Origin of the sequence: Emticicia sp. 21SJ11W-3 (genome assembly GCF_024138715.1) — a bacterium.
Lineage (GTDB): Bacteria > Bacteroidota > Bacteroidia > Cytophagales > Spirosomataceae > Emticicia > Emticicia fluvialis.
Genome location: NZ_CP092074.1, coordinates 5067755 through 5085033, shown reverse-complemented (window position 1 = coordinate 5085033; position 17279 = coordinate 5067755). Strand labels below are relative to the sequence as shown.

Here is a 17279-nt window from a genome sequence, read left to right as displayed (position 1 = left end):
GTTTACCTTTTTTATCAATGATGCAATACAAGAAGTTTACAAGTCTCTTTGTAACGGGGCTTTTTTTTGCCTTTCAAGGCCTGGCCCAGATTCCTGAAGAAAACAGATTTACTAAAGTTGTGCTGGCCGAAAAGCTGGACGAACCCATGGAAATGGCCTTGCTGAAAGACGGTCGGGTATTGCTTGTGGAGCGTAAAGGCGCCTTGAAACAGTATAACCCCGCAACTAAAGAAATAAAAACGCTTGCCACTATTCCGGTTAATACTAAATACACAAACCGTGAGGGGGTAAAGCGCGAAGCGGAAGAAGGTTTAATGGGGCTGGTGCAAGACCCTGATTTTGAAAAAAACCATTGGATTTACATGTATTATGCAGACCCCGCCGTGCCGAAACACATACTGGCACGCTGGGAGCTGAAAGGAGAAGAACTCGTGGAGGCGTCTAAGAAAATACTTCTGGAAGTGCCAACCCAAAGACAAGAATGTTGCCACACAGGCGGGGGTATGGTTTTCGATAAGTCGGGTAATCTGTATCTGACAGTTGGAAATAACACCAGTAACAGTAACTCTGATGGATATGCTCCTATTGATGAGCGTCCGAATCAGGAAAACTGGGACGACCAGCGGGGGGCCTCTAACACGAACGACCTGCGCGGAAAGATTCTGAGAATTAAACCAGAAGCCAACGGAACGTATTCTATACCTAAAGGAAACTTGTTTCCGGTGGGTACTCCCAAAACCCGTCCTGAAATTTATACCATGGGTCATCGTAACCCCTGGAGACCAAGTATTGACACCAAAACAGGATATTTGTATTGGGGAGAAGTAGGCCCCGATGCCTCTAAGGATTCAGAGCGTGGCCCGCGTGGTTATGATGAGTTCAACCAGGCCAAAGGCCCTGGTTATTATGGCTGGCCGTATTTCATCGGCGACAATAAAGTGTATGCCGACTGGGATTTTACAACCAACAAAATCAAAGCCGATTCGAAGTTTGACCCCGCCAAACCTATCAACGATTCACCCAATAACACAGGTTTAAGAGAGTTGCCGCCTGCACAAAAAGCATTTATCTGGTATCCTTATGCTATTTCTGAAGAGTTCCCGCTGGTGGGTAGCTCGGGCAGAAGCGCAACCGGAGGGCCCGTGTATCATCGCTCAGATTTCCCGTTGGCTAAACGCCCTTTCCCTAATTATTATGAAGGCAAATGGCTGATTGTAGAGTTTATGCGTGGCTGGATTATGAGCGTAACGATGGACGAAAACGGCAATTATAAATCAATGGAGCGTTTTATGCCTAATACAGACTTTGGCAGCGCCATAGATATTGACTTTGCACCTGACGGCGACCTGTACGTGCTTGAATACGGCACGGCCTGGTTCAGAGGTAACGACAACGCACGACTGGTAAAAGTTGAATATAATGCAGGTAACCGCAAACCGGAAGTTCAGATTGCAGCCGATAAGTCAGGTGGGGCAATTCCTCTCAAAGTTAATTTCTCTTCTGCAGGTACAACTGATGCCGACGGCGACGCCCTTAAGTATCAATGGACTGTAAGCAACAAAACTGCTGGCACAAGAACCTTTAAAACAGCAAATCCTGCTGTAAGTTTCGATAAACCCGGCATTTATAAAGCAACTTTAACGGTTACAGATGCGAAAGGTGCTAAAAACAGTAAATCGCTGGATATTAAAGTAGGCAACGAACCTCCAACCGTTGTATTTGATATTTTGAAAGGAAACAGAACGTTCTACTTCCCTAATAAACCACTTGAATACGAGGTAAAAGTAACAGACAAAGAAGACGGAAGCCTGAGCAACGGTAAAATTAAACCAGAGCAGGTAGCAGTTAATATAGATTACATGCCAATAGGCTATGATAAAATAGAGGTTTCGCAAAACCACCGGGGTGCAGATGCCGCCGCTTTTGCCTCAACCGGCCAAAGACTGATTGAAGCCAGCGACTGTAAAGCCTGCCACGTGATTGACAAAAAATCGGTGGGGCCAAGCTATACCGATATTGCCAATAAATACAGAGGTAATGCCGGCATAAAAGAGCAGTTGGCCAAGAAAGTAATCAGCGGTGGTATGGGCGTTTGGGGAGACCACGCCATGAGTGCCCACCCGCAGCTTTCGGTTACTGATGCCACATCGATGGTAGAATATATCCTGAGCATAGGCGAGAAAAAAGCGGTGCAGTCGTATCCTGCCAAAGGCAGCTACACTACTGCTATACCAGCCGGGCAAAAAGAGAACGGCTCATTTGTGCTGAGAGCTTCTTACAAAGACAGAGGCACCAAACTGATGCCTGCGCTGCAATCGGAAGAAACCATTGTGTTGAGAAACTCATTCCTTGACCCTGAGCTGGCCGATAAAGCCAAAGGAACACAAAAGGTAATGACCCCGTCTAAGTCGTTCTTTATTGTTGGTACCGACTCTTACATTGCCTACAACAAAATAGATTTAACCAACATAGACCAGATTGACTTCTACGTGCAGGCAACTACCCGTGTAGGAGCAGCCGGAGGCGTTATTGAAATCCGATTAGATTCACCAACCGGCCCACTGGCAGGCAAAACCGAGATGATAGAGGTGAAAGAACCGGCGGCCTTCCGCCCGCAGGCTAATAACGGAGCACAGCAAGCGCCGCCGCCAATTCCTGGTGTAAGACAAGACATGCAGATGGCCGTAAGAAGAGGAACCGTAATGGCTCCTGTTAAAATTTCATCTGGGGGTGTGCATGATGTTTATTTCGTATTTAAAAATCAGAAAACCCTGCCTACGCAAATCATGATGCAGGTATTGGGCATTGATTTTAAAAGCGGAGCAAATTAATAAGCACCAACTTAACTATAAAAAACTATGAAAACTTTAATCTTAAGAACAATCCTGACGGCCTTTGTGCTGTCAGGATTTCACCTCCTTACCTTTGGGCAAAAACTGGCACCGGGGCCGCAGGTGCTTACTTTCCATTCTGACGTTGACGACACCGAGCAGCCTTATGGCTTGTATCTGCCTAAAAACTATAATCCCAAAAAGAAATATCCTCTTGTGGTTATGTTACATGGGGCAGGGTCTAATCACCGTTTGGCTTTGCGCCGTGTATTTGGCAAAAGCAATGCAGAGGGAGAGTCTGACGTAGAAGCCAGCCGTTATTTTCCTGAATGGAAAGATGTAAACTACATTGTTATCAGCGCTTATGCCCGTGGTACAATGGGGTATCAGGGTGTGGCTGAAAAAGACGTAATGGATATGCTTGCCGATGCAAAGAAGCGTTTCTCAATAGATGAAAACCGTACCTACCTTACGGGGTTGTCAATGGGTGGCGGCGGAACCATGTGGATAGGCCTGAGTTACCCTGATATTTGGGCTGCCATTGCGCCGGTTTGCCCGGCGCCTCCGGCCGGAACCCTCGAAATGGTACCCAATGCATTGAATTACCCGGTTTATTTTTTTCAGGGCGACCAGGACCCGGCCGTAAAAGTTGACTCAACCCGTAAATGGGTGCAACGGTTTAAAGATGCCGGGGCGCAGGTAGAATATACCGAATATCCGGGTGTGAAACACAACAGCTGGGAAAACGCCTACAAAGACGAGTTTATTTTCAGCTGGTTCTCTCAATTCAAAAGAAACCCTTTCCCCGAACGCGTTCGTTTTGCCACCAGCCAATATAAACACAATAAAGCTTACTGGGTAGTTTTTGATGAGTTTACGCCGGGTACTACCGCATCAATTGATGCCCAATTTACTGCCAAAAATAAACTTGAGATTACCACCAAAGGCCTGCTATCTTTTACATTAAAGCTGGATGGGCACCCGTCTTTTAAATCAAAATTGCCTTTAGAGTTAGTTATTAACGGGCAGGCAATTAAGGCAGAAACGGGCTCTGGCGTAACACTTACCCAAAATAATAACACATGGGCAGTTAATACTTCGGGTGCCTTCGCATCAGCTAAGAAACCCGGTGCCGAAGGCCCAATGGCAGAAGCCCTTGCCGACCGCCATATATATGTATATGGCACAGGTGGGAGCCCATCTGCCGACGAACTGAACAGAAGACGCACCGAGGCACAGAAAGCCATGGAGTGGTCGGTTTACAGAGGAGATTTCATTGGCAGAGTAATGGTGTTTCCGCGCCTGTTGAGCGATAAAGAAGTGCGCCCGAGCGATATAGAAAGTTCAAATCTGATTCTTTTCGGTACGAAAGAGACCAATAGCCTGATTGATAAATTCAGTGATAAACTGCCGGTACAACTGAAAGCATCTGCTACAGATTATGGCCTGGCTTATGTGTTTCCGGTAGGAGCGCGCTATGTGTTGGTTAACTCAGGTTTACCGTGGTGGACTCTAACCGAAAACCAGAATGCCATGTCTCGCCAGAACTCCCCGATGCCTATGAATAACATAGCCAGATTTCAGGACTTTGTACTCTTTAAAGGTACCGTTAATAACGTAATAGCCGGAGGAAGATTTAACAATGACTGGACACTCCCTGCCAAAGAGGCTGAAAAGCTAAAAGCATCAGGTGTAGTGGTTTTCAGATAAACATACCGTTTTTTGTATGAAGCGTGCCTTAATATGCTGCAAGTGCAGTATTCAGGGCACGCTTTTTGTTTATTAGTTTTAAATTTTTAGCGGCTTATTTGACTTATTTCGTGAAAAACTTGTAGCTTTGTCACCCTTAATGGCAAAAAACTCTTACATATCGCGTTCTTTCGGGCTTTTAATGTTCGTCATGGTTGTGCTGACGAGTGTTTTGGGTAAACAGATTTACCACAAGCATTCGCCGGAAGCACCTGTTGCCGTTGAGAAGACTAAGGCTGAGAAGGCAAACAAAAAAGATAATTCAAAAGAACAAACGGTTGTAAGAGAGGTATCGCTTGAAGTAGTAGTACCAAGCCATGCTTTTGATTTTGGCCATTATGCTATCCTCGTTCCGCTTCCGCAGATTATTTATGTGGTAGTTGAAACCTCGGTTAAAACCATTACCAAGCCTTTGTACAGACTATCATACTTCGAAAAACTGTACGAACACCACATTGCACCCAACGCCCCATAGTATTTTAGTCCGGCACGGTCTGTGCCATCCTTCTTTTCAATCATGAGTCCGTCATGATGCTTCAATTCAAATTCAATTTTATTTCTTAAATATACCCTCTAATGAACAACAAAGGTGGAATTATAGCGCTTTTGGTTGCCTTCCTGTCAATCAGTGCTTACTTTTTATTGCGTACCTGGAAAGCCAACGACATCAGAAAAGATGCAGAGGCTTTTGCTACCGACAAATCAGGAAAAATTGATTACGCCAAAAAACAAAGATATCTGGACTCGCTGTGGAAAAAACCAGTGTTTTTAGGTACAACAACTGAAGACCTTACCAAACAGGAATTAGGCCTTGGCCTTGACCTTCAAGGAGGTATGAGTGTAATTCTTGAGGTTTCTCCTGCCGAAATCCTTCGTTCGCTTGCAGCCAGCGCAAGAGACCCTAAAGTAGCGACCGCTATTGAAAACGCTCAGAAAAGAGCCGTTTCTACCAGCACAAACTTTGTAGACCTGTTTGCACAGGAGTACAAAAAGCTGGCACCAGACACAAAACTGGCTTCGGTTTTTTCTAATAGCTCAAACCGCGGTACACTTAGCCTTGAGTCGTCAGACAGCCAGGTTGTAAACTACATTAAAAAAGAAGTAGATGGCGCTTTTGACCGTGCCTTCAGAATTATCCAGACCCGTGTTGATAAATTCGGTGTGGCAAACCCTAACCTTCAACGTTTGTCTGGTACTAACCGCATTCAGGTAGAGTTACCGGGTGTTGATAACCCTGACCGCGTGCGCAAGTTGTTATCTGGTGCAGCAAAACTTGAATTCTGCGAAGTGTATACAATGCAGGAAATTGCCCCGGCAATTGATGGTCTTGCAGGTATTTTATTGCAGATGGATATTGAGGCAAGAAAGAAAGCTCCGGCAGCAGCTGAAACCACTACTGCCAGCACGCCAAAAGACAGCTCTAAAAACAGCCTGAGTGCCCAGTTGGCCGGTGGTGCCAAGGGTGATTCAACTAAAGGAGACTCAACTGCTTTGGCTCAACGCCAGAACAATGCTTTCAGCAACCTTTTCATACCAACAGGCTATGGTCTGGCTGTTAGAACCAAAGACATTGCCCGCGTAAAAGAAGTAATGGATCGTTCAGATGTGCGTGCTTTGTTCCCGGCAAACGCCAGCTACGTATTTGATATCAAGCCTCGTGCGAACGGTACCAACACCAGCGAAGAAATTGTGGATATGTATTTTGTGAAAGACCTGGGCAAGGCGCCTTTGGAAGGTGACGTAGTAACCAACGCCAGCCAGGATTACGATGAACGCGGAAAACCTGCCGTTGAAATGCAGATGAATGCAGAAGGCGCCAGAAAATGGAAAGCCTTAACAGGTGCAAACATTGGCCGCCCGATAGCTATTATTCTTGATAACTATGTGTATTCTGCGCCAAACGTAAACGGCGAAATTGGCGGAGGCCGCTCAAGTATTGCCGGTAACTTTACTGTAGAAGAAGCACAAGACTTAGCCAATGTGTTGAAAGCCGGTAAATTGCCAGCACCAACCAACATCATCTCTGAAGACATCGTAGGTGCTACGGTAGGTTCAGAGGCTGCTCAGGCGGGTATTATCTCTTCATTAGTTGGTTTGTTGATAGTTTTGGGCTTTGTGTTAATTTACTACAACAAAGCCGGTGTCATTGCCGATATTGCCCTTATTGTAAACTTGTTCCTGCTGCTAGGTGTAATGGCCTCTTTTGGCGCTACACTTACCTTGCCGGGTATTGCTGGTATGGTATTGTCAGTAGGGGTGTCTGTCGATGCTAACGTACTTATCTACGAGCGTATCAAAGAAGAGTTGGCGCTGGGTAAAACCTTTAAAGATGCCGTAAGAGATGGTTTCAAAAATGCAATGTCGTCAATCATTGACTCCAACGTAACCACGCTTATCACTGGGGTTGTACTTTTTGTTTTTGGTTCCGGCCTTATTCTTGGTTTTGCTACTACGTTGTTGATTGGTATCTTCACGTCATTGTTCTCAGCTATTTTTGTTTCAAGATTACTCTTTGAATACTACATTAGTAAAGGTAAATCGGTTTCGTTTGTTACTAAGTGGTCAGAGAAACTATTTAAAGATTCGAAATTCGATTTTGTATCCAAACGCAAGTTGTATTACACTATTTCAAGTGCCATTATTATTGCAGGTATTATTTCAATTGCAATTAAAGGATTTGGTCTTGGTGTAGACTTCCTGGGTGGCCGTACTTACATTGCCAAGTTCAGCCAGACTGTTAATACCGAGGATATTGAGAAAGCGCTGAAACCTACATTTGAGGGCCAGGCCATTGAGGTTAAAACTTTCGGAGGTTTCGACCAGGTGAAAATCACCACCCCTTATAAAATTGAAAACACCAATACAGAAGTTGAAAAAGACATTCAGGCTAGCGTAAACAAAGTTCTGGCAAATGTAAATGGCAACTCCGGAAAAGTAGTGAGCTCTTCAAAAGTAGGGCCAACCATTGCGAATGATGCCATCTGGGGTGCAATAAAAGCCGTTTTAATTTCAATCATATTGGTATTCGCCTATATTTATATCCGGTTCCGTAAGCTGGCTTTTGGTTACGGCTCATTGGTGGCATTGTTGCACGACGTCCTGATTATCCTTGGGGTATTCTCTATTCTTCGTGGTTTCTTGCCATTCTCGCTTGATGTTGACCAGGCTTTTGTAGGTGCTGTGCTAACCATTATGGGTTACTCAATGAACGACACCGTGGTCGTATTTGACCGTGTGCGTGAGTACTTATCCGAAAAACGCGATGTGAAAGAAGATATTCCTACCGTTATCAACAATGCCTTGAACAGTACTTTGAGTAGAACAGCCGTAACAGGGTTCTCTACCTTGCTTGTACTATTGGTATTATTGATTTTTGGTGGTGAAACCATCCGTGGCTTCGTATTCGCTATGTTTATCGGGGTAATCGTGGGTACTTACTCTTCGTTGTTTGTTGCAACGCCTATCGTTGTTGACGGTATGCAACGCGACATGCGCAAGGAAGCTGAGAAACTGGCCGCAGCAACACCTGTAGCCGCAGAAAGCAAAAAATCTAAAAAAGCATAATTGCTTCTTTAAAATAAAAACAAACGCCCTGGCTTGTGTTAAGTCAGGGCGTTTTGCTTTCAGATGCTATATATGGTGTCAGGCTTTTTGCTCTGCAATTTCAATTAACTGGTTAATATGAGTTATAATGCGCGTATGGGTGCCGGTTTCTATACCTTGCCCGATAACCTGATAGCCGGTGAGCAGAATCTGAGTGTCCGGAAATTTATTTTCCAGGCGCGTTACATAAGCCTGCGCGTCTTTTTGAGATGGCGTAGTGGTAATTGCAGAGAAAATATAGTCGGGTTTCTGAGACTCACAAACATATACGAGTTCATCAAACGGAAGGGTTTGCCCCAGATAGATAACTTTATGGTTGCGGGCTCGGAGTACAAAATTGGCAAAAAGCAAAGAAAGTTCGTGCAGCTCGCCTTCCGGTAAAAACAACACAAATTTTTTCGACTCTTCAGTAAAAGAAGGGCTTTTGCTATCTATGGCCACAATAAGTTTCTGGCGTATGAGGTTAGATATGAAATGCTCTTGCGCCGGGCCAATAGAACCTGTTACCCATAAAATACCAATTCGGCTCAGGAAAGGGTAAATGATGTTTATCATCATATCCTCAAAACCAAACCTATTGTTATTGATATGCATTATTCGTTCAAACTGGGCTTCGTCCAGGTCAATCATGGCAATGGTAAGCGCATGTATTTGCTCCGGATAGCTGTTTTTTTTCTCAGAAATTTCAATAACCTCTTTTGACAGCTGATCGGCAGAGAGCTTTGCAATTTCAGAAATCTTGTACTCGTGGTCTTTCAGGAGCGCTATATTCAGCACCAATTTCAGATCTTCATCATCATAAATTCTGATATTAGTATCGCTACGTTTAGGGGTTATAATATTATAACGTTGCTCCCAGATTCTTAGGGTATGAGCTTTTATTCCGGATAAATGCTCTAAATCTCGTATGGAGTAGTTACTCATTATGTTATAAATTTTCTTAACTTAGGTTAATGTGTGTTCGGGTAATATCCCTTTCAGATGAGCCATAAATCAGTACATCTGATGTCAGTATGCGTTTTCAGGTAAAGATATAACACCAAAACAAAAAAGTTGTTTAAAAAAAATCAGAATAGAATAATATCTGAAAGCGCAAGTTAAGGATAATGAATAAAATTAAGTAGTTTTGCAGGCTGTAACTTAAAGTAAGCAGTCTTTACCAGCGATAAATAATCTCAAACACAAATATGACTACCGAACAATTGAAGGAGTTAAAAGCCAGAGTAGCGGCTTTAAGGGGGTATCTTTGACTACGATAGCAAGAAAGAACAACTAGATGACCTCGAGAACCAGACCGCCCAGCCGGAGTTCTGGTTAGATGCCGAAAAGGCCGAAAACGTAATGAAACAGGTACGCGCCCTGAAAGGCTGGACAGGCGGCTATGAAAAGGCTGAAAGCGCTCTGGGTGACCTGGAAACCCTGTTTGAGTTCTACACTATGGGCGAAGCCACAGAAGAAGAAGTAGACGAAGAGGGCAAGAAATTTAATGAAATACTGGAAGAATTAGAGCTCAAAAAAATGCTCTCTAATGAAGAAGACCAGTTTAGCGCTGTATTGGAGATAAATGCAGGTGCCGGTGGAACAGAAAGCCAGGACTGGACCAGCATGCTGATGCGGATGTATATGATGTGGGCCAACAAAAAAGGCTACAAAGTATCGGAGCTCGACTATCAGGATGGTGATACGGCTGGGGTTAAATCAGTTTCATTGCAGATTGAAGGTCCTATGGCTTATGGATTCCTGAAATCAGAAAACGGGGTGCATCGGCTTGTCCGGGTTTCACCTTTCGATTCCAACGCGCGCCGTCATACGTCATTTGCATCGGTTTATGCCTATCCTTTAGTGGATGACTCAATAAATATTGAGATAAAAGATGCAGATATTGAAATCCAGACTTCCCGCTCGGGTGGTGCCGGAGGGCAGAACGTAAACAAGGTTGAAACAAAGGTACAGCTTACCCATAAACCAACCGGTATTGTGATAACCTGCCAGATAGAACGTAGCCAGCATGCCAACCGCGAACATGCCATGCAGATGTTGAAGTCTAAGTTGTATCAGTTAGAGGTTGAAAAACGTAATGCTGCCAAAGCAGAAACAGAAGCCGGAAAAATGAAGATAGAGTGGGGGTCGCAGATTAGAAGTTACGTATTGGATGACCGCCGGGTGAAAGACCATCGGACAAATATTCAGACGTCTAACACTGAAGCTGTTTTAAATGGCGAGATAGACGAGTTTATCAAAGGGTTTTTAATGGCCAGTTAAACCATTTTTATTTGTTTAAATATTGAAATGCCCCGCAGGAAACTATCTTGCGGGGCATTCTTTTTATTTTTTATTCTCTTTCGCTTCAAATGTATGCGTTGAGTAATACTCTGCATCTTTCTTTCCTTTGGTTAATGAGTAAATCAGAATACCTATACCCAGCAGCACCGCCGGAATACTCAGAATCTGCCCCATGTTATAGGTCATTTTGTCTTCAAATGCCTCCTGGTTTTCTTTCAGGAATTCGTAAAGGAAACGCAATGTAAATACCCATATCAGAAATATGCCCAGCAGCAATCCATGTGGTGTTTTTTCTTTAAAACGGTTCCATAAATAAAACAACAAGCCACACAGAACAAGGCATGAAAGTGCTTCATATAACTGTGCAGGATGGCGGGCAAATGCCTCGGGAGTCATTTTTAATGAACCGTCAGGATTCAGGCTAAAAGTATTGAACCGAAAAGCCCAGGGTACATTACTTGGTTTACCCACTATCTCGTGGTTCATCAGGTTTCCCAGCCGTATAAAAGCGCCCCCCAAAGCCACAGTAATAACAATGCGGTCTGTTATCCACAGAAAAGGCTGGTCTTTGTGCTTGCGGCCATAAATAAACAGCGCTGTAAGAATACCAATAGTGGCGCCGTGGCTGGCCAGACCTGTGTACGGTGGCACAATCATATCAATCAGAAACTTACCGGGGTCTTGTTTGAAACTTTCAAATTCATAAAAGAAATAATGCCCGAAACGTGCGCCTATTACAGTAGCAATTATCATTACAAATAAGAGAGAATCCAGGTCTTTTTCTGGTTTTCTTTCTTTTTTGAAGATATGAGCCATTATCTGGTAGCCTATCAGAAAGCCAGATGCAAAAAAGAGCCCATACCAGCGTAATTCAAAACTACCGAGTTTAACAATAATCGGATTTACATTCCAGGGTATTTCTAAAAATAGCATAATGTAGATTTTAGATTTTTGCCAAAATTATAAGTTTTATCTGATACATAGATGTAAAAGTTTTCAATTGAAGCCGAAAGAACATTTAAAATATCTTAAATTTGCGCCAGAAACTTCTACAAACTATCTGTTGTTATACTTCATACCCGCCAGGCAGGGTATTTTCTGTACTAGCAATACATTAACTGTTACATTATTCTTTGGCAAGTAGCTTACCCGCGGGCAAGCTGGAATTGCATTAAATATTTTTACTTGTTTATGAAAATTAATATCGGAATCATCGGAGGAGCAGGATATACAGGGGGAGAACTACTGAGAATATTGCTAAACCACCCAAACGCCAGCATTGCATTTGTTAACTCTAAAAGCCAGGCAGGTAAACCGGTATATGCTACCCACGGAGACCTTTTGGGCGAAACTGATTTAACATTTGCCGATGAGCAGGATTTCAGCAAAGCTGATGTATTGTTCCTTTGTTCGGGGCATAACGAATCAAAGAAGTTTCTGGCTGAACATACCATTCCGGGAAACATTAAAATTGTTGACCTCAGTACCGACTTCCGTGATGAAAGCAATGGCTTTACCTATGGGCTGCCCGAGCTGCAAAGAGACAAGATAAAAACAGCCGCCAAAATTGCTAATCCGGGGTGCTTTGCCACCAGTATCGAGCTGGCTTTACTGCCTTTGGCAAAAGCCGGGATTTTAAAAGAAGATATACACGTAAGCGCCATAACAGGCAGCACTGGTGCGGGGCAATCGCTCTCTGCCACTACTCATTTTAGCTGGAGAAACAACAATATTTCTATTTATAAAGCTTTTACCCACCAGCACCTGAAAGAAATCAACCAGAGCATCAGGTCTTTGCAGTCAGACTTTGGCAAGGCCGTTAACTTTATACCTTACCGTGGTAATTTTACCAGAGGCATTATGGCCAATGTGTATACCAAATTTGATGCCACCCTAGAAGAAGCGCAGGCGCTCTATAAAAATTATTACAAAGACCACCCCTTTACCCATATAAGCGAAGAGGCTGAAATAGACCTGAAGCAAGTGGTAAATACCAATAAATGTATTTTGCATCTGGAGAAGCACGGAGATAATCTGCTTATAAGCAGCGTTATAGATAACCTTACCAAAGGGGCGTCAGGGCAGGCAGTTCAGAATATGAATCTGATTTTCGGATTAGAAGAAACAGCGGGCTTAAAGTTGAAACCTGCTGGATTTTGATTGAACCATTGTACATTCACTCAATGAATTGGGCGACTATCTAAACAAAGGTTAGTTTTTGCAGGTACATACCGACGTAAGTCGGTATCAAAAATTAAAACTAACCTTTGTTTCTGTAGCCGGTGAATTCATCCGCCGTAAGTAAAAAATCAGAGATTAAAATATCTTCATCCATTTACCCTGTTCCTTCATTACCATTTCTATAATTTCTCTTACCGCACCTTTGCCGCCGTCTTTGGTTGAGCGGTAATTGGCAACTTCAACAATTTCAGCTACGGCATCGGCCGGGCATACAGAAAGCACTTTTCTGTGTTTCATAATCTCCCAGTCAGGTAAATCATCGCCCATATATATGGTTTCTTCGGCTTTCAGGTTGTTATCAATCAGATATTGGTCAAAAACCGAGAGCTTCTGGTCGGTGCGAACACCCAGAAAAATATCTTTTATTCCTAAAGGAGAAAGCCTTTCTCTTACGCTCTCTTCTTTTCCGCCCGATATAATGGCAATAGAATACCCGGACCTCACCGCTTTGCCCATTGCATAACCGTCTTTTACATTAAAAGTGCGGGCCAGTTCGCCGCCTCTTAATGCCAGTACAGTTGAGTCGGTCAGTACGCCGTCAATATCAAAAATGAAAGTAGTAATTTTACGAAGCTTGGATTTTAATTTCAGGTTCATGAAAACTAGAGTGGTTTAAACCACAATATTCGCTTAAATTCGGCTAATTATGGTCGGGCTTGCCAAAATAAATTATCATTATAGGCTTAAATACTAACGCTTGGATACAAAAAAGCGGAGGCTTCTGTTGAAACCCCCGCCTGATACCATTCAGATATTGCGTATTAATAACGATACATTTCTGATTTGAAAGGCCCTTCAACTGCCACACCAATGTAGGCAGCCTGGTCTATATTAAGGGTGTCAAGTTTAGCGCCAACATGAGCCAGGTGGAAAGCAGCTACTTTCTCGTCTAGTTGCTTAGGTAGAACGTACACTTTTTTCTCATATTTATCGCTGTTGTTCCAAAGCTCAATCTGAGCCAGTGTCTGGTTAGAGAACGAGCACGACATCACGAATGATGGGTGACCCATAGCACAACCCAGGTTTACCAGGCGGCCTTCAGCCAGAATAATGATGTCTTTGCCATCAATTTCATACATATCTACCTGTGGTTTGATAGTAGATTTGGTGTGGCCATAGTTTTTGTTCAACCAAGCCATATCAATTTCGTTATCGAAGTGGCCAATGTTACAAACTACGGCTTTATCACGCATGGCCTTGAAGTGGCGGTCGCGAATAATATCAATGTTTCCGGTAGCTGTTACAAAGATGTTGGCACGGGTAGCGGCTTCGTCCATTGTTACTACTTCGTAACCATCCATAGCTGCCTGTAATGCACAAATCGGGTCAATTTCAGTAACCAATACTCTACAACCTGCCCCACGAAGCGAATCTGCCGAGCCTTTACCTACATCACCGTATCCGGCTACAACAGCCACTTTACCGGCAAGCATTAAGTCGGTTGCACGACGGATAGCGTCTACTAAAGACTCACGACAACCGTATTTGTTGTCAAATTTAGATTTCGTTACCGAGTCGTTTACGTTAATGGCCGGCAGGTGCAAAGTGCCGTTTCTCTGGCGCTCATATAAACGGTGTACACCCGTAGTTGTTTCTTCTGAAAGGCCTTTAATATCACCAATCAACTCAGGATATTTGTCAAAAACCATGTTGGTTAAATCTCCACCATCATCAAGAATCATGTTTAGTGGTTTTTGTTCTTCACCAAAAAACAAAGTTTGTTCAATACACCAGTCAAACTCTTCGGCCGTCTGGCCTTTCCAGGCATAAACCTGAATACCTGCCGCAGCAATGGCAGCAGCGGCGTGGTCTTGGGTTGAGAAGATATTACATGACGACCACGTTACTTCAGCGCCTAGTTCAACCAAAGTTTCAATCAGAACGGCTGTCTGTATGGTCATGTGTAAACAACCTGCTACACGCGCTCCTGCCAATGGTTTTGAAGGGCCGTATTCTTTACGGATGGCCATCAAACCCGGCATTTCGGCTTCGGCTAATTTAATTTCTTTACGACCCCAATCGGCCAGTGAAATATCTTTTACCTTGTAAGGAATGTAATTTTTTGCTGCTGACATATCTTTTAAGTTAAATTATCCTTAATAAAAAGTTAATCTGGTTTCTTTTTCTAAAATTTATGCAAAATTAGGATAATTTATTTTCTGAATAAATATTATTTGGATAATTTTATTTTTTGCACCTACGGGGCTCAAATGTTTATAACGGGTTAATATATAACCTGTATCAAGTGCGCTTGCCCGGCTACTTTATAATTGGTATGCTATTTAGGTTGTTTTAAGGTGCAATATGTGTATAATATTGACTAGCAGGAGTTTAGAGTCCAAAGTTTTTGCTACATTTGGTTAATCTGTTTCACCCGTCTTTGTTCTCTATCTATGAAAACCCTGATTGCTGTCTTCTTTGCCTGCTGGCAAATAGGTGCTTATGCACAAACCCCTGATGAAAAGTATCCCGAAGACCCTGCCTCTGCTGAGCAGCCCGGCGTACCAAAAGGAGAAGTACTAAAATTTCAATTTCAGGACTCGAAGATTTTCCCCGGTACCTGGCGCGAATACTGGGTGTATATTCCGGCACAATACAATCCCGATAAACCTGCCTGTGTGTATATCAACCAGGACGGTCTTCAATGGAATGCCCCGACGGTTTTCGATAACCTGATTTACAAAAAAGAAATGCCTGTTACCATCGGTGTCTTTGTGATGCACGGCAGGGTAAAAGCAGCCAATGCAGAGACTGCGCTTGACCGCTTCAACCGCAGCTATGAATATGACGGCCTGGGCGATGCCTACGCCAGGTTTTTGTTGGAAGAACTTTTGCCGGAAGTAGAAAAGAAAAAAGCGAGTGACGGACGACCTATCCGTTTATCAAAGAGCGCGAACGACCGTGCCATTGGTGGTGCGAGCAGCGGAGCAGTTTGTGCCTTTACGGCAGCATGGGAGCGGCCTGATGCTTTCTCAAGGGTCTTTAGTGCTATTGGCACTTATGTGGGTTTAAGGGGAGCGCATGAATACCCAACACTCATCCGTAAATATGAACCCAAGCCAATCAGGGTCTATTTGCAGGATGGCACCAACGATTTGAACATTTATGCCGGAGACTGGTGGAAAGCTAATGAAACCATGGAAAGAGCGTTGACCTTTGCAGGCTATGAAGTAAATCATATATGGGGAGAAGGCGGGCATAACGGCAAACACGGCACTGCAGTTTTCCCTGAGGCCATGCGCTGGTTATGGAAAGACTACCCGAAGCCTGTAGCCGCCGGTAAATCTAAAAACCAGTTTTTAAGCGAAATACTAATTGATAATGAAGGATGGGAACTGGTAGGAGAGGGATACACCTTTACAGAAGGTACGGCAGCCAATGCCAAAGGAGAAGTGTTCTTTCAGGATATCCCCAATTCAAAAACCTATAAGGTAGATTTGGCAGGCAAACTGAATATACTGGATACTGATGCGAAGAAATCGAGCGGTACTTGCTTCGGGCCAGATGGCAAGCGGTATGTAGTAGCCGGTGGCACCAAACAGATTCTTAATTATGACCAGACAGGTAAAGAAACCGTTATAGCAGACAACCAGACAGGCAACGATATTGTGGTTGCTAAAAACGGTAACGTTTATATCACTGCGCCTAATGGGGTAAGTAATCCAAGTAAGTTATACCTGATAAGACCCAACGGAGAAAAAGTTGAGGTTGATGAGGGATTAAAATTTGCCAATGGTCTGACACTCTCGCCCGACCAGACACAATTATACGTAACCGAATCGGCCTCACATTGGGTGTGGGTGTATCAGATTCAACCTGACGGAAGGCTGGCACATAAACAAAAGTTCGGATGGCTGCATGTGAGAGATGTAGACGAAAACGCGTGGTCTGACGGACTGAAATGTGACAGCGACGGAAGAATTTATGTTACCACGCTTAGCGGCATACAGGTACTCGACCAGACCGGCCGGGTAAATGCCATTCTGCCTGTACCCAAAACCAAAGGGCAGGTATCTAACCTGTGTTTCGGCGGGCCAGATTTTGATATAATGTACATTACCTGTGTAGATAAGGTGTATCGCCGGAAAGTGAAAGTAAAAGGTGCCAACACTTTTGATACGCCACATAAACCGGCTGCGCCTAAGTTATAAATTTGAACGGTTATTAGCGTTTAAGTAGATATCAATCAGTAGCATCTCTATAAATTATGGATTCTAATCAACCCGCAATTTATAGAGGTGCTTTTAGTTTCCTTTATTGTTAACTACTTCATAGATGAATTTATTAAAGAGAATTAAACGAGAAGTAGAAGGAAAAATTCCGTAGAATAAATTTGTACCCGTAATGATAATTGCTTATTTGTAAATTGTTTAACTTTACTATATTGAAAATAAGAGTCTGTGAATAAAGAAAGTTTTCAATCCATATCAGGTTTTTGTTTCTGCAATTTCTATTTGCTAACTATTAGAAGGGTTTAAAGTTGTTCTTCAATAGCAAAGATAAGTTTAAGTCTTTTTTAAGAAGTTTTCCAGAAAATCGTTAATGATTTTCTGGTTAATATTTTGAAAGCAT

General features: G+C 43.3%; 11 protein-coding genes. 7 read left to right on the top strand and 4 right to left on the bottom strand.

Annotated features, from left to right (window positions below; genetic code table 11):
• Positions 1–17: 17 nt before the first annotated feature.
• The 4 genes from MB380_RS21485 (at position 18) to secDF (ending at position 8144) form a co-directional block, all read left to right on the top strand.
• Complete coding sequence (locus tag MB380_RS21485) at positions 18–2831, top strand: PQQ-dependent sugar dehydrogenase (protein WP_253531666.1); 2814 nt, start codon at positions 18–20, stop codon at positions 2829–2831.
• Between the two features lie 27 nt (positions 2832–2858).
• Entirely contained in the window at positions 2859–4541 is a 1683-nt protein-coding gene (locus MB380_RS21480) for an alpha/beta hydrolase-fold protein (RefSeq protein ID WP_253531664.1), read from the top strand.
• Positions 4542–4680: 139 nt separating this feature from the next.
• Positions 4681–5055 (top strand): hypothetical protein, encoded by a 375-nt coding sequence (locus MB380_RS21475; protein WP_253531662.1) that lies wholly within the window; start codon positions 4681–4683, stop codon positions 5053–5055.
• Between the two features lie 101 nt (positions 5056–5156).
• Positions 5157–8144, top strand: a complete 2988-nt coding sequence (gene secDF, locus MB380_RS21470; protein ID WP_253531660.1) for a protein translocase subunit SecDF — start codon at positions 5157–5159, stop codon at positions 8142–8144.
• Between the two features lie 78 nt (positions 8145–8222).
• Here secDF and MB380_RS21465 read toward each other — a convergent pair whose 3' ends face one another.
• Positions 8223–9107, bottom strand: coding sequence for a MerR family transcriptional regulator (locus tag MB380_RS21465; RefSeq protein ID WP_253531658.1), 885 nt, complete (start codon positions 9105–9107; stop codon positions 8223–8225).
• 263 nt (positions 9108–9370) lie between these two features.
• Between MB380_RS21465 and prfB the strand changes: the two genes are divergently transcribed.
• Positions 9371–10445 (top strand): peptide chain release factor 2 gene (prfB, locus tag MB380_RS21460; RefSeq protein WP_101724834.1). Its coding sequence is split into 2 segments (ribosomal slippage): positions 9371–9430 and positions 9432–10445, totalling 1074 coding nucleotides; the frame shifts between segments, so codons are not numbered across the junction.
• A gap of 63 nt (positions 10446–10508) precedes the next feature.
• Here the strand turns inward: prfB and lgt are convergent.
• A complete protein-coding gene (gene lgt, locus MB380_RS21455; RefSeq protein WP_253531656.1) occupies positions 10509–11399 on the bottom strand; it encodes a prolipoprotein diacylglyceryl transferase in 891 nt (296 codons plus the stop codon).
• A gap of 258 nt (positions 11400–11657) precedes the next feature.
• Between lgt and argC the strand changes: the two genes are divergently transcribed.
• The gene (gene argC, locus MB380_RS21450) at positions 11658–12626 is read left to right on the top strand and encodes an N-acetyl-gamma-glutamyl-phosphate reductase (RefSeq protein WP_253531654.1); all 969 of its coding nucleotides are present in this window, start codon (positions 11658–11660) and stop codon (positions 12624–12626) included.
• A gap of 156 nt (positions 12627–12782) precedes the next feature.
• Here the strand turns inward: argC and MB380_RS21445 are convergent, their stop codons facing one another.
• The gene (locus MB380_RS21445) at positions 12783–13304 is read right to left on the bottom strand and encodes an HAD family hydrolase (RefSeq protein WP_253531645.1); all 522 of its coding nucleotides are present in this window, start codon (positions 13302–13304) and stop codon (positions 12783–12785) included.
• Between the two features lie 164 nt (positions 13305–13468).
• On the bottom strand, positions 13469–14782 hold the full coding sequence (ahcY, locus tag MB380_RS21440) for an adenosylhomocysteinase (protein WP_253531644.1): 1314 nt from the start codon (positions 14780–14782) through the stop codon (positions 13469–13471).
• Positions 14783–15100: 318 nt separating this feature from the next.
• Here ahcY and MB380_RS21435 point away from each other — a divergent pair, with 318 nt between their 5' ends.
• The gene (locus MB380_RS21435) at positions 15101–16858 is read left to right on the top strand and encodes an SMP-30/gluconolactonase/LRE family protein (protein WP_253531642.1); all 1758 of its coding nucleotides are present in this window, start codon (positions 15101–15103) and stop codon (positions 16856–16858) included.
• Positions 16859–17279: the final 421 nt, after the last annotated feature.